At 45.4% G+C, this 20,058-nt stretch carries 18 protein-coding genes; 10 read left to right on the plus strand and 8 right to left on the minus strand.

From position 1 onward, the window contains the following. Nucleotides 1-174: 174 nt before the first annotated feature. The 4 genes from ACFQS8_RS11885 to ACFQS8_RS11900 all read left to right on the plus strand — a co-directional run bounded on the left by ACFQS8_RS11885 (nt 175) and on the right by ACFQS8_RS11900 (nt 6,269). Nucleotides 175-1,491: an ammonium transporter family protein gene (locus ACFQS8_RS11885; protein WP_382167659.1), complete on the plus strand. Its 1,317-nt coding sequence runs from the start codon at nt 175-177 to the stop codon at nt 1,489-1,491. Between the two features lie 215 nt (nt 1,492-1,706). After that, nucleotides 1,707-4,307 carry a DNA translocase FtsK gene (locus tag ACFQS8_RS11890; RefSeq protein WP_382167661.1) on the plus strand — a complete coding sequence of 867 codons (2,601 nt, stop codon included), beginning with the start codon at nt 1,707-1,709 and terminating at the stop codon, nt 4,305-4,307. A 125-nt stretch (nt 4,308-4,432) separates the two neighbouring features. Continuing rightward, the gene (locus ACFQS8_RS11895) at nt 4,433-5,143 is read left to right on the plus strand and encodes a LolA family protein (protein WP_382167663.1); all 711 of its coding nucleotides are present in this window, start codon (nt 4,433-4,435) and stop codon (nt 5,141-5,143) included. A gap of 316 nt (nt 5,144-5,459) precedes the next feature. Beyond that, nucleotides 5,460-6,269 carry an exodeoxyribonuclease III gene (locus tag ACFQS8_RS11900; RefSeq protein ID WP_382167665.1) on the plus strand — a complete coding sequence of 270 codons (810 nt, stop codon included), beginning with the start codon at nt 5,460-5,462 and terminating at the stop codon, nt 6,267-6,269. Nucleotides 6,270-6,303: 34 nt separating this feature from the next. Here ACFQS8_RS11900 and ACFQS8_RS11905 read toward each other — a convergent pair whose 3' ends face one another. Beyond that, nucleotides 6,304-6,990, minus strand: coding sequence for a response regulator transcription factor (locus ACFQS8_RS11905; RefSeq protein ID WP_382167667.1), 687 nt, complete (start codon nt 6,988-6,990; stop codon nt 6,304-6,306). 105 nt (nt 6,991-7,095) lie between these two features. Between ACFQS8_RS11905 and ACFQS8_RS11910 the strand changes: the two genes are divergently transcribed. Continuing rightward, nucleotides 7,096-7,620 carry a L,D-transpeptidase family protein gene (locus ACFQS8_RS11910; RefSeq protein ID WP_382167669.1) on the plus strand — a complete coding sequence of 175 codons (525 nt, stop codon included), beginning with the start codon at nt 7,096-7,098 and terminating at the stop codon, nt 7,618-7,620. On the opposite strand, the gene ACFQS8_RS11915 is transcribed toward ACFQS8_RS11910, so the two are convergent. Beyond that, entirely contained in the window at nt 7,617-8,303 is a 687-nt protein-coding gene (locus ACFQS8_RS11915) for a YggS family pyridoxal phosphate-dependent enzyme (protein ID WP_382167671.1), read from the minus strand. The genes ACFQS8_RS11910 and ACFQS8_RS11915 overlap by 4 nt on opposite strands. Here ACFQS8_RS11915 and ACFQS8_RS11920 point away from each other — a divergent pair. Beyond that, on the plus strand, nt 8,302-8,949 hold the full coding sequence (locus ACFQS8_RS11920; RefSeq protein WP_382167673.1) for a thiamine phosphate synthase: 648 nt from the start codon (nt 8,302-8,304) through the stop codon (nt 8,947-8,949). The genes ACFQS8_RS11915 and ACFQS8_RS11920 overlap by 2 nt on opposite strands. A 45-nt stretch (nt 8,950-8,994) precedes the next feature. Here the strand turns inward: ACFQS8_RS11920 and ACFQS8_RS11925 are convergent, their stop codons facing one another. Beyond that, the gene (locus tag ACFQS8_RS11925) at nt 8,995-9,450 is read right to left on the minus strand and encodes an NtrZ family periplasmic regulatory protein (protein ID WP_382167675.1); all 456 of its coding nucleotides are present in this window, start codon (nt 9,448-9,450) and stop codon (nt 8,995-8,997) included. Nucleotides 9,451-9,563: 113 nt separating this feature from the next. Beyond that, on the minus strand, nt 9,564-10,766 hold the full coding sequence (locus ACFQS8_RS11930) for a porin (RefSeq protein WP_382167677.1): 1,203 nt from the start codon (nt 10,764-10,766) through the stop codon (nt 9,564-9,566). A gap of 180 nt (nt 10,767-10,946) precedes the next feature. On the opposite strand from ACFQS8_RS11930, the gene ACFQS8_RS11935 reads away from it, so the two are divergent. The 4 genes from ACFQS8_RS11935 (at nt 10,947) to holA (ending at nt 15,735) form a co-directional block, all read left to right on the plus strand. Next, nucleotides 10,947-11,399 carry a DUF3576 domain-containing protein gene (locus ACFQS8_RS11935; RefSeq protein ID WP_382167679.1) on the plus strand — a complete coding sequence of 151 codons (453 nt, stop codon included), beginning with the start codon at nt 10,947-10,949 and terminating at the stop codon, nt 11,397-11,399. 165 nt (nt 11,400-11,564) lie between these two features. After that, entirely contained in the window at nt 11,565-14,147 is a 2,583-nt protein-coding gene (gene leuS, locus ACFQS8_RS11940) for a leucine--tRNA ligase (protein WP_382167681.1), read from the plus strand. Continuing rightward, entirely contained in the window at nt 14,144-14,734 is a 591-nt protein-coding gene (locus ACFQS8_RS11945; protein ID WP_382167683.1) for an LPS assembly lipoprotein LptE, read from the plus strand. The genes leuS and ACFQS8_RS11945 overlap by 4 nt, the downstream gene beginning before the upstream one ends. Beyond that, a complete protein-coding gene (gene holA, locus ACFQS8_RS11950; protein WP_382167685.1) occupies nt 14,731-15,735 on the plus strand; it encodes a DNA polymerase III subunit delta in 1,005 nt (334 codons plus the stop codon). The genes ACFQS8_RS11945 and holA overlap by 4 nt, the downstream gene beginning before the upstream one ends. Before the next feature lie 37 nt (nt 15,736-15,772). Here the strand turns inward: holA and ACFQS8_RS11955 are convergent, their stop codons facing one another. From ACFQS8_RS11955 to mnmG, 4 genes are all read right to left on the minus strand, one after another. Next, nucleotides 15,773-16,675, minus strand: coding sequence for a ParB/RepB/Spo0J family partition protein (locus ACFQS8_RS11955; protein ID WP_382168613.1), 903 nt, complete (start codon nt 16,673-16,675; stop codon nt 15,773-15,775). 71 nt (nt 16,676-16,746) lie between these two features. After that, entirely contained in the window at nt 16,747-17,547 is an 801-nt protein-coding gene (locus tag ACFQS8_RS11960) for a ParA family protein (protein WP_382167687.1), read from the minus strand. Continuing rightward, nucleotides 17,544-18,194, minus strand: coding sequence for a 16S rRNA (guanine(527)-N(7))-methyltransferase RsmG (gene rsmG / locus ACFQS8_RS11965; protein ID WP_382167689.1), 651 nt, complete (start codon nt 18,192-18,194; stop codon nt 17,544-17,546). Before rsmG ends, ACFQS8_RS11960 begins: the two co-directional genes overlap by 4 nt. After that, complete coding sequence (gene mnmG / locus ACFQS8_RS11970; RefSeq protein WP_382167691.1) at nt 18,194-20,056, minus strand: tRNA uridine-5-carboxymethylaminomethyl(34) synthesis enzyme MnmG; 1,863 nt, start codon at nt 20,054-20,056, stop codon at nt 18,194-18,196. The genes rsmG and mnmG overlap by 1 nt, the downstream gene beginning before the upstream one ends. Nucleotides 20,057-20,058 lie beyond the last annotated feature (2 nt).

The raw sequence follows: 20,058 nt of genomic DNA on the forward strand, positions 1-20,058 counted from the left end.
CGCACAGGAATTGTGCGATATGCCAAAAGTCTGCTCGTAGCTTGCTCAATTGTGCATCGAAAAATATTAACGCACCCTGCAAAACTTGTCTGATCTGTCTCCTCACAATCTCTTGATCCGTGAAGGCCCCAAACCAAGGGGTGCAACGTATCTTATAAAGAGGGGTTCATATCCATGAGATCCGGAATTACTGGAAAGCTGGCGGGGATAGCCACATATGCTGCCATAACATGCGGTGTGGCAGCTTTCGCGCAAGATGTTGAAGTCGCTGAAATTCCTTCAGCTTCTGATGTATCTGCTTATGTCGACAACACATTTCTATTCCTCGTAGGTGGACTTGTTGTCATGCTTATGGCTGCAGGTTTCTGTATGCTGGAAGCTGGTCTTGTGCGGTCTAAAAACGCTGCAACTCAGGTCACAAAGAACGTCGCACTCTATTCAATTGCTGGTCTAATGTTCTGGCTTGTTGGATATCACCTTCTCTACCCTGGTGATTGGATGATTGCTGGTTACCTTGGTGAATTTAAAATGTGGGAAACTGCAGATGATCTAGCTACAGGCTACTCATCCGGTTCAGACCACTTCTTCCAAATGGTTTTCGTGGCTGCAACAGCTTCTATCGTATCTGGTACAGTTGCTGAACGTATCAAACTTTGGCCTTTCCTTGCTTTCACAGCAGTTTTGACAGGTATCATTTACCCAATTCAGTGTTCATGGCAGTGGGGTGGCGGTTTCTTGTCTGAAGCTGGCTTCTCTGACTTCGCTGGTTCAACTCTCGTACACTCAACAGGTGGATGGGCCGCTCTAACAGGTGCTATCATTCTTGGGCCACGCCTTGGTCGTTTCGTTGATGGTAAATCAGTTCCTATGCCTGGTTCAAACATTCCATTGGCTGCTCTAGGTACATTTATCCTATGGTTTGGTTGGTTTGGATTTAATGGTGGATCACAATTGGCCGCTGGTACATTCGACGACATCAATGCTGTATCTACAATTTTCTTGAACACAAACCTTGCAGCTGCAGCCGGTACTATCGCAGCAATGGGTCTAACAACTGTTCTATATAAGAAAACAGACTCAACAATGGCATTCAACGGTGCGCTTGCTGGTCTAGTATCTATCACAGCCGGTCCACTTGACCCGAGCTTCCCTGTTGCAATCTTCATTGGTGCTGTCGGTGGTGTGCTTGTTGTTCTAACAGTTCCTGTTCTAGATAAATTTAAAATTGATGATGTTGTTGGTGCGATCCCAGTTCACTTGGTTTGTGGTATCTGGGGAACAATGATCGTTCCATTGTCTACAGAAGGCACAAGCTTCGCAATTCAAGCCTTGGGTGTTGTATCTGTCGGTGTGTTTGTTGCCATCACATCTGCAATCATGTGGTTAATCTTGAAATTCACTGTCGGTATCCGCGTAAGTGAAGAAGAAGAACTAGAAGGCCTAGACATCTCTGAATGTGGTTTGGCTGCTTACCCAGACTTCACAAAATAAACTCAAACGCCTCTTTGGCTTTATTTTAAGAAGCAGAAACCCCTGATGCCCTTGGTATCGGGGGTTTTTCTATGGCATTTTTCCCGCAAAATAGAAAAAACCAGTGATTTACATTAAAAATCACAAAGAAATCACATTGCGTTTGCAGCTCGTTAAGAGGCCCGCGTCATGGTGGAGAAAATAGAGTTAACCACCTTTGTTCAAGGACGCCGACAATGCCTTCTACGCAAGTTTCAAACCGCGTGCAGCATATCGATGCTGAATATCAAATCCCCGGCCGCAAGCCGAGCGGGTTTGGTCGGCTTTTGACTGGCATAATAGCCTTCTCTCTTGGTGTGTTCATTTGTGGTGCGTGTGGGTCCTATTCTCCCACAGACCCAAGTCTGAACGTAGCTTCTGACACCAGCGCTACAAATCTATTCAGTTCAACGGGGGCGGTTGCGGCAGATTTGCTAATGCAGTCCTTTGGATGGACAGCGTGGTTAGCTGGATTTGGTTTAATGATTGGCGGCGTATATCGCACATTCGCTATCGGACCTCGTCGACCTTCACGTTGGTTTTGGGGTTCGCTCGCAATCGCCATGTCTTGTGTGTGTCTTGCAGGTTGGCCAATACCAAGCAACTGGCCTCTCGCATCGGGTCTGGGCGGCATGGTTGGTGAACGCCTCAATGCATTGGCATCTGTCCCTTTTGCTGCATTTGGCGCACCAAATCCAGTTTTTCTAGCGTCTGTCGGTGCTGGTATATCAGGGGTATTGTTTGCAGCGATTGCTATGGGTCTGGGTGCAGACGATGGAATAGCCCTCTTCCGCACGATTGAGCAGCTATGGATATCCTTTAGACGCGGCAAAGCCATTCCTATGGAAGTCGTCGAAGAAACTGAAGAAGAAGTGCGTGATGTGGCAGGGCTACGTGATCGTGCGAACTCATTCTTTGAAAATATGCGCAGCCGCAATCCACAACAAGCTGCCTTGCCTGACCCACAATCAATGGCCCCTCACCTAGAGGAGCCAGAAGATGGCTTCTTTAAGAGCGTTAGACACGCTGAACGCCCATCCATCCCTGTTCGACAGCGACTTGCTGAAAAAGTGGTTGAAACCCCAGTTTATGCTCCATCAGCTGAGGAACCAGCTGCGAAGTCTTCTTTGTTCGGCAATCGGGCAGTTACTCCAACGCCTGCCCCTACACAGTCACAAGCGGCTCCAGCTCCTACACCTGCTCCGGTATCAGTTCGTCCGGTTGCGCCACCTAAGCCTGCCCCTGTTCAATCTGCCAACGGTACATCATACATGGATGGAGACGAAGAAAATGCACGTCTTCCTTCATTAGATCTGCTTCAATTACCGCCAGAACGTCGTACAGAATTTGACGAAGCCCACCTTCTAGAAATGGCCGAACGCCTTCAAGTCGTATTGGGTGATTTCGGTGTTAAAGGACGTATCGCAGAAGTGCGCCCAGGTCCTGTTGTTACCTTGTTTGAATTAGAGCCAGCACCGGGAACAAAATCTTCCCGCGTAATCTCTCTTGCTGAAGATATTGCACGTTCAATGAGTGCAACTGCAGCCCGTGTTGCTGTTGTTCCGGGCCGAAATGCAATCGGTATCGAACTGCCAAATGATAATCGTGAAACAGTTTATCTTCGTGACCTGTTGGCTGCTAAGGCATTCTCTCGCACACGCGCTGCCCTCCCTCTCGCTTTAGGTGAGAATATTGGTGGTGAACCAACAATCGCCGACCTCGCGAAAATGCCTCACCTCTTGATCGCTGGTACAACAGGTTCTGGTAAGTCTGTGGGGATCAACGCAATGATCCTTTCATTGCTTTACAAACTGACACCAGAAGAATGTCGTTTCATTATGATCGACCCGAAAATGCTCGAATTGTCGATCTATGAAGGCATTCCTCACCTCCTCTCTCCAGTTGTGATTGATCCACACAAAGCCGTTGCCGCCCTAAAATGGACAGTACGCGAAATGGAGAGCCGTTATGAAGTCATGTCCAAAATGGGTGTGAGAAACATCACAGGTTTCAATAAAAAGGCTAAAGATGCTCGCGAAACTGGTGAAGTCTTCACGCGCCCGATCCAAACTGGATATAACAGCGATACAGGTGAGCCGATTTACGAAAACGAAATCATTGATATGAGCCCAATGCCGCATATTGTTGTCGTCATTGATGAGATGGCTGATTTGATGATCGTAGCAGGTAAAGAGATTGAAGCCCTTGTCCAACGTCTTGCCCAAATGGCTCGTGCAGCTGGTATTCACCTCATTACAGCTACACAACGCCCTTCAGTGGACGTGATTACCGGTACAATTAAAGCGAACTTCCCGACCCGTATTTCATACATGGTGACGACGAAAATCGACTCTCGTACAATCCTTGGTGAACAAGGTGCTGAGCAACTCCTTGGGATGGGTGACCTTCTGTACCAAGCATCAGGCGGTAAGCTAAACCGTGTCCACGGTCCTTTCGTATCGGATGAAGAAGTTGAACACGTTGTTTCATTCCTCAAAGAAACTGGAGAGCCTAGCTACATAGAAGGCATCACAGATGAACCTGAAGAAGATGTTTCTGTAGCTGATGCTGCAATGGGCACCTCTTCTGGTGATGTTGAAGAAGATCTATATCGTGAAGCTATTCAGATCGTTCGCCGTGATAAACGTGCATCGACATCCTATATCCAACGCCGCCTGAAAATTGGATACAACCGTGCTGCTTCCCTCATTGAGCGCATGGAAAGTGAAGGATTAGTCAGCGCCGCAAACCATGCGGGTAAACGTGAAATACTCATGCCTGAAGACTACGCAGCTTAAATTCACTTAAGGCAGTTCAGAAAAATAACGTCTTCTGAACTGCCATTCATCTAATCATGGCAAAATCAGCGAAAATACCTTAGGGATGTCTTGTTTTCGCCGATCCAAGGTTTAATCCTGATACCATGATAATAGCATCCTACCTGATACCGATCTTTATCTCATTTGATGCGCTTGCTTTGGCAGGCCCAGCTCAAGAGGCGGTCGCAAACCCAACGCAACACGTTCAAAATGAACAGAGCGAATTGTCCCCTGAGCAACTCAAGGACGCTGCTAGCACAGAGCTAAGCGGAGACGATATCCTCAAAAAAATCAATTCACGCATGAGTGAAACGACGTCTGCTCGCGGTGGATTTGTCCAAACCGATGCGCTCGGCGAAGTCACGACGGGAAATTTCTATTTACGTCGTCCTGGCCGTGTACGCTTTGAATATACCTCCCCTACGCCGTATTTAATTGTTTCTGATGGAACAACGGTTGCTATAGAAGATAAAGAGTTGGACACGATTGACCGTGCTCCGCTTTCGGCGACGCCATTAAAGCATTTCCTTAAAACGAACCTGGATTTTTCAACAGATACAAGTGTTTTAGATATCCGGACTCTGCCTGATTCACACCTCGTTGTCCTTGAAGATAACCCCAAGGATGGTGAGGAAGCATTGGATGGTCTGGTATTTTTGAAGTTCAATAAAGAAAACTTCGACCTTATCGGTTGGGTAACGATTGATGGGCTTGGAAATGAAACGCGAGTTGATCTTATTGATATGGAGTTGAACGTTAAAATATCACCACGTCTCTTCGTCTTAGAAGATGAAGACAATCGTGACCGACGCTAAGCAAATTTCTGTTTTGGGTCGTATCACAGCTTTGTGATCGAGTGCTTTTATGCCACACCCCGAATTAATAACAATTGCTATTGTGTTTTCAATTTTTATGTGTCAATTTTATCACGTCAGTTTAGTCAGGATCGCTTGATTTCCCCCCGCAAGCAATTTTAAACTGTCACGTGGATGTTGGAGCTATCCCCTCCCTAATCCCAACTTTTTTCGCGCCTGACTGTTCCCCGCAGTTGGGCGCGTTTTATTTTACCGTTCCCTCACCCCTATACATTTCAGCTTGCAAATATCCGCAACGCTCCCTACTCCTAATTTTATGACAGATCTGCGCCTCACCTCATGGAATATAAATTCCGTCCGTTTACGTATGCCTCGTGTTGCTGATTTTATTGCACGTGAAAAACCAGACATTTTATGTCTCCAAGAAATCAAATGCCGAGAAGCTGAATACCCGCTAAAAGCCTTTGAAGAAGCTGGAATGCCCTATGTAGAAATTGCGGGGCAAAAGGGTATGCACGGTGTTGCGATCGGATCAAAATATCCAATCGAGCGCTTAGACACACCTGACTTTTGTATGCGCGGTGAAGCTCGCGCCCTCTCCGTCAAAATAGCTGGCATCGAAATCCATAATCTCTACGTTCCAGCTGGCGGTGACGAGCCTGATCCAGTAATCAACGAAAAATTTGCTCACAAACTAGAATTTCTCGCGCGTATGGAAAAAATCTACGCTGCCCGCTGTGCTGATAGCCAACCCCTCATCGTCGTGGGAGATATCAATGTCGCCCCGGGCGAGCATGATGTCTGGTCACACAAACAACTTCTCAAAGTGGTCAGCCATACACCCGTTGAAACAGACGCACTCGACAAAATTTTGAAATTAGGTGGGTTTTCAGATATCGGCCGCTTAAAACATGATGCAACAGAAAAGCTGTATTCATGGTGGAGCTATCGCGCACGTGATTGGGAAAAATCCAATCGTGGGCGGCGCCTAGATCACATTTGGGCCAACCAAGCCGCAACTCCCCTCACCGATGCATCTTCATATGAAATCCATCAATCGGATCGCGGCGGTGAAAAGCCATCTGATCATGCACCAGTGACAGTCAATTTAAAGGCCGCCCTTTAAAAGAGCGGCCTGAAAACAAAAGAACTACATAAAATTACAACTGAATCCGATAGCCGCCAGTTTCGGTGATAAGCAGATGTGCATGCGCTGGATCTGGCTCTATTTTCTGGCGCAAACGATAGATATGCGTTTCCAATGTATGGGTCGTCACATTGGCATTATATCCCCACACTTCAGATAATAACTCATCCCGCGCGACAGCTTTGCCTTCTGCGCGATAGAGATATTTTAAAATGTTCGTTTCTTTTTCAGTCAATCGAATCTTCTTGCCAGCTTCGTCTATGAGAGACTTTGTAGAAGGACGAAACTCGTATGGCCCAATTTTAAAGGTTGCATCTTCGCTTTGTTCAAAAGTACGTAAATGCGCCCTCACCCGAGCCAATAACACCGTAAACTTGAATGGCTTTGCAACATAGTCATTTGCACCAGAATCTAAACCCAACACCATATCCGCGTCGGAATCTTGTCCGGTCAGCATAATCACTGGCACACGCAAACCGTGTTTGCGCATCAGTTTACATGCATCCCGGCCATCCATATCAGGCATTTCAACATCTAATATAACAAGGTCAGGCTTTTCAGCTTCAGCTATATTCATGCCCTCAGTAGCATTGGGAGCTTGAAGTATCGCAAAGCCTTCATGGCGTTCAAACTGTTCAGCCAACGCTTCGCGCAGGTCATTATCATCATCAACGATAAGAATGGTCTTTAATTGCGACACGTGGTTCTCCTCAGATTGCGTAAACTAGTTTTTGATTACATGATTAAAACCAGAAACTATGAACATTATGTACAATGTAGGCGCGTAATTGCTTGGGTGGAAGAGTTGAACAGTCCTAATCACACGAAATTCAACGCGCGCGATATCGGCGTGATCACTTGGCAGACCCATTCCTATCGCTGCGCTCTTGGAAAGATGGGCGTTATACCAGCGGAAGATAAGCAAGAAGGTGACAATAAAAGCCCTCTAGGGGAATGGCCGATGAGACGCGTATTTTACAGGCCAGATCGCGTTGCTCGACCTAAAACTCAATTGGCCACCTGTGCACTTACCCCTGAAATGGGTTGGTGTGATGATATAAAATCACCGGAATTTTATAACACACTCATCCCTTTACCCTCTCCTCACCGACATGAAAAATTATGGCGTGAAGATGGAGTATACGACATCATAATAGAGCTAGGTTATAATGACAGTCCTCCTATAATTGGCAAAGGCAGCGCCATCTTCATGCACTTAAAACGCAATGAATATGAAGGCACTGAAGGATGCGTTGCCTTAGCAAAAGAACACCTTCTCTCACTTTTAGAAGAAGCCAAACCAGGCGATGTCGTCAATATAAGTCGCTAAGTAGTCACCCGTTCACCAAACAAAGCTGAACCAACGCGCACGTGCGTTGATCCAAAACCTATTGCAATTTCAAAGTCTTCACTCATCCCCATCGAGAGGTTGGCTATTCCATTGCGCAGGGCGATTTTTCTAAGCAACGCGAAGTGAGGGCCAGCAGGTTCCCCTACAGGCGGAATACACATCAGACCCGAAATCTTTAGGCCCAAATTATCTTTGACTTCCTTAAGGAAAAGATCAGCGTCTTGAGGCAAGACACCTGCTTTTTGTTCTTCTTCACCAGTGTTTATTTGAACAAATAGCTCAATATCACGATCTTGAGCTTTCATAGCTTTTGCAACGAAAGCAGCTAATTTCATGCGATCTATTGTTTCAATGACATCAAAGAGCGCAACCGCTTCCTCTGCTTTATTCGTTTGCAAAGGGCCGATGAGACGTAACTTTATCTCAGGATATTCAGCTTTTCGTTCTTTCCAACGCGCTTTTGCTTCTTGAACGCGATTTTCTCCAAAAACACGTTGACCAGCTTCCAACATTGCATCAACCCTATCGTCGGGTTGAACCTTGGATACAGCGGTTAAAGTGATATCAGATGGGTTTAAGCCTTTTGAATCAGCAGCTGTTTCAATACGAGAAATTATCTGCGCACGGCGCTCACGAATAGAAAGTTCTGGTGTTTGCATCATGTCTTTTGTTGAACCGCAAACCATCGCACGCCGCAAGCTTTTGCAGGCCATGCGTCTTCATTTTTCATCGTCTATTCTCACAAATTTCAATAATTCACCATTATTACCCGCTGCTTTTTTCGTAACTGATCCTGTTCGATCATCTGACATCCTTGAGACCGCCCAAAACTTGCCAACAGGTTTTGGGATCCTTTACCGACATTTTGGCAGAGAAGACAGGTTTTACATCGGAAATGAACTCAAGCGTATAGCAACCGCCAAACGCTTATTTCTCTCAATTTCAGAAGACGCGCATTTAGAAAAGCTCATCCAGCCACATGGTATCCATTGGCCAAAATCAAAGTTGAGCTTTCTTAAGCTTAGTGCAAGATCAAACCGAGTTCATACATCTTCTGCACACACATTCAGACAAATTACTAAGGCCGAGAAACTTAAATTAAATGCCTGTTTTGTGTCATCCGTGTTTCCAAGCAAATCCCCAACCGCACCAAAAGCAATGGGTGTTCATCGGTTTCGCCAAATAGCGAGACAGTCACACATTCCACTATATGCTCTGGGGGGAGTTACCAATGAAAACGCAGCACAGATTTCAACCTTTGCCGGCATTTCAGGTGTCACAGGATTTCACAATCAAGATTTTAAATGACGTGACGACAGGTTTAATTTTTAGAAATTTGTGGACGGGCTGTGTTTAAAACGAGAAAGCAGACTCAATACGAACGCCTGTTTCATTCTCTTCATCAACCCAACGAGATGCATCAGTAGAAAGCTTCTCTCCACCAATGCTCACACCACCACCAATACGGAAGCGTGGAGAGAATTGGTAATATGCACCAGCAGAAAATTCTTGCTCAGGTAGAACGCGTACATCGTCACCATAGCGACGTGTCATGTCCAAAGTCAGTCCCCAACGGCCCTTACCAGACCATATTAAACCAAATTCATCAGTTTGAGTTGTAGGCGCAACCAAAAATGCCTTTTTCTCAGCATCTTCATCAGCTTTATAAACGAAATTTTCGTACCACTTAATTGGCGCTACACTTGTCTCAGATGCAACCGCAGGCGCGTCAGCAACACTCGGCTCTTCAGCCCAAGCAGGTGCAGCACACAATGCAGCAGTTATCAAAAGACCAGCGAAAAATTTCATCTCAGCACATTAATACCCAATTTGTTCCAGCTCTTTGCCTACTACCTTAGGTGTCCAACGAAAAGCGTCTTAGTATTAAATTTAAGAAAAAAGACTTAATTTTCTAATAAGTGTTACTCATAACGCACAATAAGTTCGATAATGGCGCCGGACCCTTCAATTTCCGTCCCAAAATGCTTGGACTTCGTCGAAATATACCCAACCCCAACATTAACATTATTATTCAATGGCTTAGATACACCCACGCCCCAATTTTCACCCTTCACGGCCTGCAACTCATCTATTGCATGACCGTATTCAGCGGTAACAGTCCAATCAGAAAATTCTCTACTTATGCCTGTTTCCCAGGCGGTATAGTCCCCCAATCCAGAATCTATCGCATTATTCGAATCTAGATATTGGGTGCCCAAACGCCAAAATCCCTTTTCCACTTCAAGACCCAAACCAAGAGATTCATAGTTTGAAAAACCATTCATTATTGAATCAGTCTCAGCGTGAATTCCCGTCACGCCAATCCGAACACGTAAATCATTCTCTCTAAATAAATGTGTGAAAGATAAACCAGCCTCCACGACATTTTTTAAATTCGCATTGGCAATGCCAAGCACGTCCCGACTTGCATCAAAATCAATCCCGCGAGCATTCGCCTCTGGAGTAAAAGATGCACCTGCACGAAAACCAATTAAGCGCGGCGACATATAAGTTAGTTTCGCACTTGGCCCTGTCACATCATTGCGCGCACGTACACTTGAAAATGCGATTGGGTTTAAGCGTGAACTATTAGGACTAGAGTATTTCAACACTCTAGGCGCGCGCGCATCAAGTCGCGTTGCAGCTCCAATATCTCTACCAACACTCAATTCTCCCCAGCCTGCCTTCACATAGGCAAAACCTTGCTCAAAGGTGGCATACGGGCCGTCATCAGTCTCCCCCATCGCAGCAACCAGACCTGTAGCTGGCGACCTGCGTAAGGGTAGCAGACTAGCAGAATTATCATTTATTGTAGAATTTAGAGCATTAAACTGCAATTCTCCCGCAAAAGTTTGGCGTTTTGAATTATCGCCTTGCGCGCGAATTTCAGAGGCGAATCCAACCGATACACCATTGTCGAAATAGTGTTCTTTTTCTAATTTTAGTCCAATTTCACCAGTGAAGGGTTGTGTATAAGAGGGGTTTTCAGCATTTACAATCGCTCCGGAAAAAACAGCTTCAACGCTGAAAACAAAGGGATTATCTTCTGCTAAAGCATTTGAACCGAGACCACTCAAGCTCACAAATCCAGCTGTAAAACCAGACAACCACTTTCTAAAAGTCATATGCCAAGCATCCCTTATCCGGCGGTATGATAAACACGTTTTGAAACATTATTTCACTACATGCCCCGACTTTATCGCATTGACCAGCCATCTCAACACTTGCAACACACTACAAGAGACAGCTATTGAAGAACTAAGCAATGGCGCAGCATGTGCGTCTCTGACATGGAGTAATGGCGTATGGCCTCTGGAAAGATCACTGGCTTAGCAATTTTAGCAGCAACACTTGCCGCAACTGGCTGTTCCTCATCTGGAAGTTCTGATCAGGCAGCTGTCAGAAAAGTCAGCGTGAATGATAAACAGCAAGCCGGTATTGGCGTAAACGCTTACCTTTGGCGTGCATCGCTGGATACTATTAGTTTCATGCCGCTAAAATCAGCAGACCCGTATGGCGGTGTCATCAACTCCGACTGGTACGCAAATCCTGAATTGCCAGACGAGCGTTTTAAAACAACTGTCTATATCCTTGATACGCGTCTGCGCGCAGATGGCGTAACCGTGTCAGTGCAAAAAGAAATCCTAGTTGACGGTAATTGGCAAACAGCAAAAGTCGATGAAGGAACATCTATCGCATTGGAGAATGCGATCCTTAGTCGTGCACGTGAATTGAGATTGTCTTCTATCGTCGAGTAAATGGCGTAAAAGCTATCTAGAACCGTTGAATAATCTTAGACATGTTTATAACAAACAAGGTTTAAGATTAAAACTTAAGCGCCGGGATCACTCTGATGTCGGCGTTAAATGTTATAAAGCTACAAAATAGAAGCACCGTTCTTTATCGGTGGATGGAAGGCGAATATGGTCTCGCGATATAATGCACGCGAAGTAGAACCCAAATGGCAAAAAGCGTGGGCGGAAGCCGCAGTTTTTGAGGCTAAGTCACCAGCTGAGGCTGGCGATATGCCAAAAGCTTATGTGCTAGAGATGTTCCCATACCCTTCCGGCAGACTGCACATGGGCCACGTACGAAACTATGCGATGGGCGATGTGGTTGCGCGTTACCATCTATCCAAAGGGTACAATGTCCTTCACCCGATGGGTTGGGACGCTTTCGGAATGCCTGCGGAAAATGCAGCAATGGAAAAAGGCGCTCAACCAGGAGTATGGACGCACGAAAACATTGACGCGATGAAAGCGCAATTTGCGCCATTAGGTCTTTCTTTGGATTGGAAACGTGAGTTTGCTACTTGTGATGCAGAGTATTACGGCCAACAACAAAAGATATTTCTAAAATTTTGGGAGAATGACCTTGTTTTCCGCAAAAAGTCTAAAGTGAATTGGGACCCTGTAGACAACACCGTCCTTGCTAATGAACAAGTTATTGATGGCAAGGGTTGGCGTTCAGGTGCCGTTGTTGAACAGCGTGAACTTGAACAATGGACAATGAGGATCACTAAATACGCTGATGATCTTCTCAATGGTCTAAACACCTTGGATCGCTGGCCAGAAAAAGTTCGCTCCATGCAAGCCAATTGGATTGGTAAAAGCTTAGGTGCCACGTTCACTTGGCCATTTTCAAGTGATGCTCCAGCGGGATATGAAGACGGAATAGAAGTATTCACTACCCGTCCAGATACACTTTTTGGCGCTAGTTTTGTCGCAATTGCACCTGATCACCCAATTACAAAAAAGCTTGCCGAAACAAATCCAGCAATTGCTGAGTTTATAAAAGAAGCAGCAAAAGGCGGGACGACTGAAGAAGCAATAGAGAAAGCACCGAAGCTTGGGATTGATCTTGGACTTAAGGTGAAACATCCGTTCAAGCCAGATTGGGAAATTCCTGTTTGGTCTGCAAACTTTGTGTTGTCCACATATGGTTCCGGTGCTGTGTTTGGTTCTCCAGCAGGAGATCAACGAGATTTGGATTTCGCTCGTAAGTATAATTTACCAGTCGTTCCGGTAGTACTACCACCTGACACTGACCCAGATACTTACACAATTGAAAATGAAGCTTATACTGGCTCCGGTACCCTATTTAATTCTGAATTTTTAAATGGCCTCAGCACACAAGAGGCGATTAAAGCAGCTATCAAAAAATTAGAAGAATTAAATCTTGGTACGGCATCTACAACTTATCGCCTTCGTGATTGGGGGATTTCCAGACAACGCTATTGGGGTTGTCCTATTCCGGCAGTTCGTTGTGAAGATTGCGGTGTCGTTCCTGTACCTGAAGACCAATTACCTATTACACTACCTGATGATCCTGACTTCTCCCAGCCTGGAAACCCACTTGATCGTCATCCAACCTGGAAACACACAAACTGTCCAAACTGCTCGAAAGCTGCTGTCCGTGAAACCGACACACTAGATACCTTTATGGACTCATCTTGGTATTTTGCACGATTCTGTAATCCACATGCTGTAGATCCGTTAGATAAGGAGGCTGTAAAATATTGGCTTCCGGTCGACCAATACATTGGTGGCGTGGAACATGCTATTCTACACTTGTTGTATTCACGTTTCTTTACACGTGCCCTGCACGATTGTGACCTGATAGACCTACCAGCCGGCGAACCATTTGCAGGACTATTCACGCAAGGTATGGTGACTCACGAAACTTACAAATCAGCATCTGGAAAATGGCTTTCTCCCGAGGAAATAGACGAGAAAGACGGTGGCGTTTTTGAAATTTCTACTGGCTTGCCTGTTAAAGTCGGCGAAATCACTAAAATGTCGAAGTCCAAGAAAAACGTTGTAGATCCATCTATCATTATTTCAGATTACGGTGCCGATGTCGCACGTTGGTTTGTACTGTCGGATTCACCACCAGAACGTGATGTAGAATGGACTCAATCTGGGGCTGAGGGTGCTTGGCGATTCATCCAGAAGCTGTGGACGTTAGCTGAAGCTGCTCCAGACAAAGATGATGGAGATATAACTGATGGTCCTGCTATGGACCTGCTACGTATAACGCATAAAACCATTGATGGTGTTTCGCGCGGTATTACGGAGTTCCGCTTTAATACTTCAGTCGCCCAAATACATGAATTTTCGAATGCGATTAAAAAAGCTGAAAACGCATCAGGAACGGGCATTGCAACTGCAAGACGGTTTGCAATCAAAACTCTTGCGCAATTGGTTTCCCCATTCGCACCTCACGTCAGTGAAGAAATTTGGGCCCACATTGGTGGTGAAGGTCTTGTAACAACCGCAACTTGGCCACAAGCTGATGAAGCGCTTATGACGACAAACACTGTGACAATGCCAATTCAAGTAAACGGCAAAAAACGTAGTGAGATCGAAGTTGACAAGTCCGCAAGCAAAGAAGATGTCGAAAAGTTGGCGCTGGCTGACGAAAAAATAATCGCCTTTTTAAATGGCAAAGACGTAAAGAAAACTATTGTTGTACCAGGTAGAATTGTAAATATAGTTGCTCCATGACCAAAAGACATTTCATTGCATCATCCATCCTTGTAGGACTGACTTCATTAAACCTCGCTAGTTGCGGTTTTCAACCCGTTTACGGGTCAATCGATGCAATGAATGCTCCCATTCAAGTACTTGAAATAGAAGGTCGTACCGGCCACCGTTTGCGCCAGGAACTAAGCCGGACACTCAGAACCGGTTTGCCTGGAATTGAATCTGGTGCCTTCCTCAACGTGAACATTGAAGAGAATCTCCAACGTTTAAATCTTAAGGCAAATGTTGGAGTGTCTCGTACTACAATTATATATGTTGCTGATTATACGCTTAGAGGCGTCAATGGTGACAACCTTCTTAATGGGTCAGTAACAGCTCAAACAGACTATGATGTAGCCGACTCTGATTATGGTGATATTGCTCTACAGAATGATGCTAGAGAACGTGTTGCTTTTCTTTTAGCTAGACGCCTCCATGAACAACTCACACTTGATGCATCATCATCTCGTCAAGATGCTCAAATGGCTGAAGCTCTGGAACGTGAGCTGGAAGAGGCAAAACAACAAGAAGAGTCTGAAAACCAAGACAAACTGGACCGCATCCCTTGAATGCTATCGGTGAAAAAGCACATGCTTTCTGTCAACGTCCCAAGGCTGGCATTAATCTAATCCTCGCTTATGGAGAAGACTTAGGATTAGTATCTGACGCTATAGGCGTTTTAACTACTAAACTAAGAAAAGCTGAAAACAATGAGTTGGAGGTCGTTCGCCTTCAAGAGGAAGACGTTAAAAAAGATGCAGCTCTACTTGCAGATCATCTGTCTGCGGTTTCACTCCTGGGAACTAAGCAACTCTTCAGATTAAGAATTTCAAATGAAAGTGCTGCAAAAAATATTACATCTTTGTTGACAGATATTGGAGCTGGGCGAGTTTATCCGGAAAACTACCTATGCATAGAAGCGCCAGAATTGAAGAAAACCTCAAAAATCCTGACAGGATTTTCGTCCTCTCCAGATGCTATTGCGCTTCACTTTTTCGCAGAAACTCAAGAACAAATAACAGATTATATTCGATCGCGCCTGAGTGACCTCAATATTCAACTTGAAGAGGATGCCCTAGAAAAGTTCGCAGCGGAACTACCCGGCGACCGGCGATTAGCAAATTCCGAAATTGAGAAATTAAGCCTTTATGCTTATGAAATCGGGCGTAAGATTACTGCTGATGACATCCGTGATGTCTGCGCTAGTGAACAACCTCGAGGAGCTGACGACGCCGCTGACGCAGCCTTAGCTGGCGATGTGAAACGAGCCAATACATCACTCGATCGTTTCTTAGACGCTGGTGGATCAGCTATTTCAGCTTTAAGAACATTACACTTTAGACTGATACGTATTCTTGATGCAAAATTAGGAGCCCGTTATCTTAGGCCTCCGGTGTTTGACAAAGAAAAACCAGCTTTTAACAAGATGCTTCAAGACTGGAACGCGTCGCGCGTAAACCGTGCTTTAGCAATACTTTATGCTGCTGAAAAATCATGCAAGCAATCAGGGGTATCCACAGAAGCTATCTTAAAAATAGTCATAGATCGCATAAGCAGGCGCCAAGTATAAAATTGGCGACTGAGCAATTCAATCGCCAATCATATTTTTATCGTGCGTTTCGTGCTGACGTCAAACGCCGACACACATCATCCAATTGTTCCAATTGCTTGTACTGGATTTTAATTTCACCACCTTTGCTACCTTTATGCTTGATTTCAACATTCAAGCCTAGAGCATGAGCCAAGTCGGATTCTAAAGCCTCAGTATCCACGTCTTTATGTGCTGTGGAGACCTTAGCAACTTTTTCCTTACCGTCGCCATCAGCAGCAACGCGAAACTTATGAGCAAGCTTCTCAGCGTCTCTAACCGACATTCCATTTTTTACGACCCGCTCAACAACCAGCATAGGATCTGGTGCCCCTAAAGCCGCACGAGCATGTCCAGCCGTTAGTCGACCCTCACGGATAAGATCGCGAGCTTCATCTGGTAGGTTTAATAAGCGTAGCGTGTTGGCAATGTGGGGACGACTTTTACCCACATGCTCAGCCAGCATATCTTGAGTACGGCCAAAGCGTTTGATCAGCGATTGATACGCTTCTGCTTCTTCCAAAGGATTCAAATCCGCACGCTGCACGTTCTCGATAACACCGATTTCGAGAACTTCAAGTTCGTCCAATTCACGGATGACTGCGGGTACGGTCCGCAAACCTGCACGCGTAGCTGCTCGCCACCGACGCTCACCTGCAACAATCTGATACTTACCCTCGACTTTTGGGTCAGGGCGTACAAGGATCGCCTGCAACACACCTTTGGTACGTATTGATGCTTCCAACTCAGCCAAATCTTCTTCCTTAAAGGTTTGACGCGGTTGGTTTGGGTTTGCCAGAATAGACTTGATGGGTATTTCTGAAGCATTCAGTTTCTGCATGCCAGAATTATGTCCTGCACCAGCAGCGGGCTTCGAGCTACTGGATTCCGGTTGAAAAGCTTGTTCACCAATCAGATCCATAAGGCCACGGCCTAATCGTGAAGGTTTTGCTTTAGAGCTAGCGGAGGTCGTTTTATCGTCGTTACTCACCTTTATGCACGCTCCCGTTCTCTTTGAATAACTTCACTCGCTAATTTTATATAAGCTTCACTACCCGAACACTTGTGGTCATATAACAAAGCTGGTTTCCCAAAACCTGGGGCTTCTGAGAGTCGGACATTCCGTGGGATCACTGTTTCATAAACTTTCGACCCGAAGAATGAGCGTACATCTGCTTCAACCTGCGCAGACTGTGCCTGACGCTTATCATACATGGTGAGCACAATTCCCTGAATTTCTAATTCAGAGTTCAGTGCGCCTCTCACAACTTCAATTGTTCTCAATAGCTGGCTAAGTCCCTCCATCGCAAAAAATTCGCACTGGAGCGGCACCAATACAGCATCACACCCAGTCATGGCATTTATAGTCAATGAGCTCAGCGAGGGTGGGCAATCGATAAGCACAAAATCATATTCTACGCATTCATCATTTGCTGCGGATTCACGATAGGCATCCATAGCATCTTTAAACCGATACGACCGACGCGGATCATCTGACAGTTTTGTTTCAACACCAGAAAGGTTTTCATCGCCCGGCACAATGTGCAAACGCGGAATAATGGTCTCTTTGCAAGCAGCTTTTATTTCAGCGCCGTCAATAACGACATCATAACTCGTCAATTCACGTTCTGACGGTGGAATGCCCAGTCCTGTAGACGCATTTCCTTGCGGATCAAAATCGATGATAAGAACTTTACGCCCCGCCGCTGCGAGTGCTGTTCCGAGATTAATTGAAGTCGTTGTTTTACCAACGCCTCCTTTTTGGTTCGCGACTGCGATTATCCGTGTGCTCATTGGTTTAGCCGAGTAAGTCCTTTGACAATCAGAATACGACCTTGGGTATGACTGAAACTCTCATGAAGCTCGTAATCGAATGCCCAGTCTGCCTGGGCATCTTCGATCTCTTGCATCACTTCTTTTCCTTTAAGGAAAACACAACTCGCTTTTTTAGCGAGAAATCGTTCACTATACTCGTAGAGTTGGGGCAAGGATGCAAGCGCTCTTGATGTAACATGATCGTAAGTTTCACGTGAAACAGCCTCAATACGTGCATTCTCAACAGAAATATTTAAATTAGCGTCTCGAGCTGCTGCTCGTAGAAATGCACATTTTTTTCCATTGGACTCAACCAATGTAAAATGCTCAGACGAATCAGCTGCAGCACAAGCCATTATCAAAGCGGGAAAACCCGCACCCGACCCAAAATCAATCCATTTAGAAGCTAACTCATCTTTGTACTGATAGACCTGTAACGAATCTAAGATATGGCGACGCCAAAGGCGAGCCCGTTCCAAGGGACCAATAAGATTGTGAGTTCTACGCCATTTATCTAAAACAGCTACAACTATATTAATGCGTTCAAATGTTTCATGTGAAACATTTAAATAATCTGACAAATCTTTTGATCTGAAACCATCTTCATCAGTATAACTATCAATCATCAGCTAGCTGCTCTCTGCGACCGCTTTACATAGGCTAGTAGTGCCGTAATTGCACCAGGGGTCACGCCTTCAATCCTGCTAGCTTGGCCCAAGGTAAGAGGCCGTATAGCCTCTAATTTTGAACGCGCTTCGTTGGACAACCCGCCCACGTTTGAGTAATCTAGCTCTTGGGGTAGCCTCAGCTTTTCGTCCTTTTGAAAAGACTCTATATCGGTTTGTTGCCTTATAAGATACCCAGCGTAGATTGCTTCAATCTCCAACTGTTCCCTCACACGTTCTGGTATGTCCATTATTTCCGGCCACATAGCGGAAAGGGTATCTAGTTTAACATTAGGAAAAGAAAGCATATCAAATGCTGTTCTGCGCCTTCCATCTTGAGTGATTTTAATGCCGATAGCTTCGGCATCATTGGGCGTCATATTCAACTTATTCAGAAGCTCACGCCCTTCATTTAAAGACTGCATTTTTGCTTCAAATGCTTGCTTGCGTTCCTTGCTCGTTAATCCGAGATCTATAGCCAAACCAGTTAATCGTTGATCCGCATTGTCAGCACGCAGAGATAACCTATATTCGGCGCGTGAAGTAAACATGCGATATGGTTCAGATACGCCTCGTGTAACAAGATCGTCGATCATTACACCTATATAGGCCTGAGATCTGTCAAGCAGCACAGGGTCTAGCCCCCGAGAAGATCTTGTTGCGTTTAAACCCGCTATAAGCCCTTGAGCACCAGCTTCTTCATATCCGGTCGTGCCGTTAATTTGGCCTGCCAAATATAATCCAGGAAGTTTTTTAACTTGTAGATCGGCCGTAAGTTCTCTTGGATCTACATAATCATATTCAATAGCGTAACCGTATTGAAGAACTTTCACATTCTCTAGACCAACCATTGTGCGCAGGAATTTATCTTGTACTTCCGCGGGTAGAGATGTCGATATTCCGTTTGGATACACAGTATCATCATCTAATCCTTCTGGTTCCAGAAAAATTTGGTGCTGAGACTTATCAGCAAAGCGCGTTACTTTATCTTCGATGGACGGACAATATCGTGGGCCTTTGCCAGATATAGCACCGGAGTAGACTGCTGATTGCGAAATATTATCTTGAATGACCTTATGTGTGTCTTTGTTTGTATAGGTCATGCCGCAAGAGATTTGCTGCGTCTCGATTTTTTTGGTTAGAAATGAAAATGGAACCGGCACATCATCGGCAGGCTGCATTTCCAATTTGGACCAATCAATTGAATTTTTATCTAAACGCGCTGGCGTTCCAGTTTTCAACCGCCCCATATTAAGCTCTAGCCCATAAAGACGTTTTGACAATTCTTTGGCTGGTTGATCACCCACACGCCCAGCAGGAATGCGCTCGTCGCCACGATGGATCACACCATCTAAAAATGTGCCAGTCGTCAGCACAACCGCATTGCTCGAATATCTTATCCCAGTTTCGCCTACTACACCGCCGATTTTTCCATCCAATAATATAAGATCGTCTATCCCGTCTTCGATGACTTCTAAATTGGATTGCTCTTTCACAGCTTTTTGAACGGCTAGTCTATACAGTTTCCTGTCAGCTTGGGTTCTGGGTCCTTGAACAGCCGGTCCTTTGGAGCGGTTTAACAACCTAAATTGAATGCCACCAAGGTCAGCCGCGCGCCCCATAATACCGTCAAGAGCATCTATCTCGCGTACAAGGTGGCCTTTACCCAAACCACCGATCGCAGGATTACAAGACATCTCACCGATCGTCGCTGCTTTGTGTGTGATAAGTGCCGTTCGAGATCCTAGTCTAGCAGCAGCTGCTGCAGCCTCTACACCGGCGTGTCCACCACCCACGACAATTACGTCAAATTCAAAATTCATGC

Origin of the sequence: Hirschia litorea (assembly GCF_042665075.1) — a bacterium.
GTDB lineage: Bacteria > Pseudomonadota > Alphaproteobacteria > Caulobacterales > Hyphomonadaceae > Hirschia > Hirschia litorea.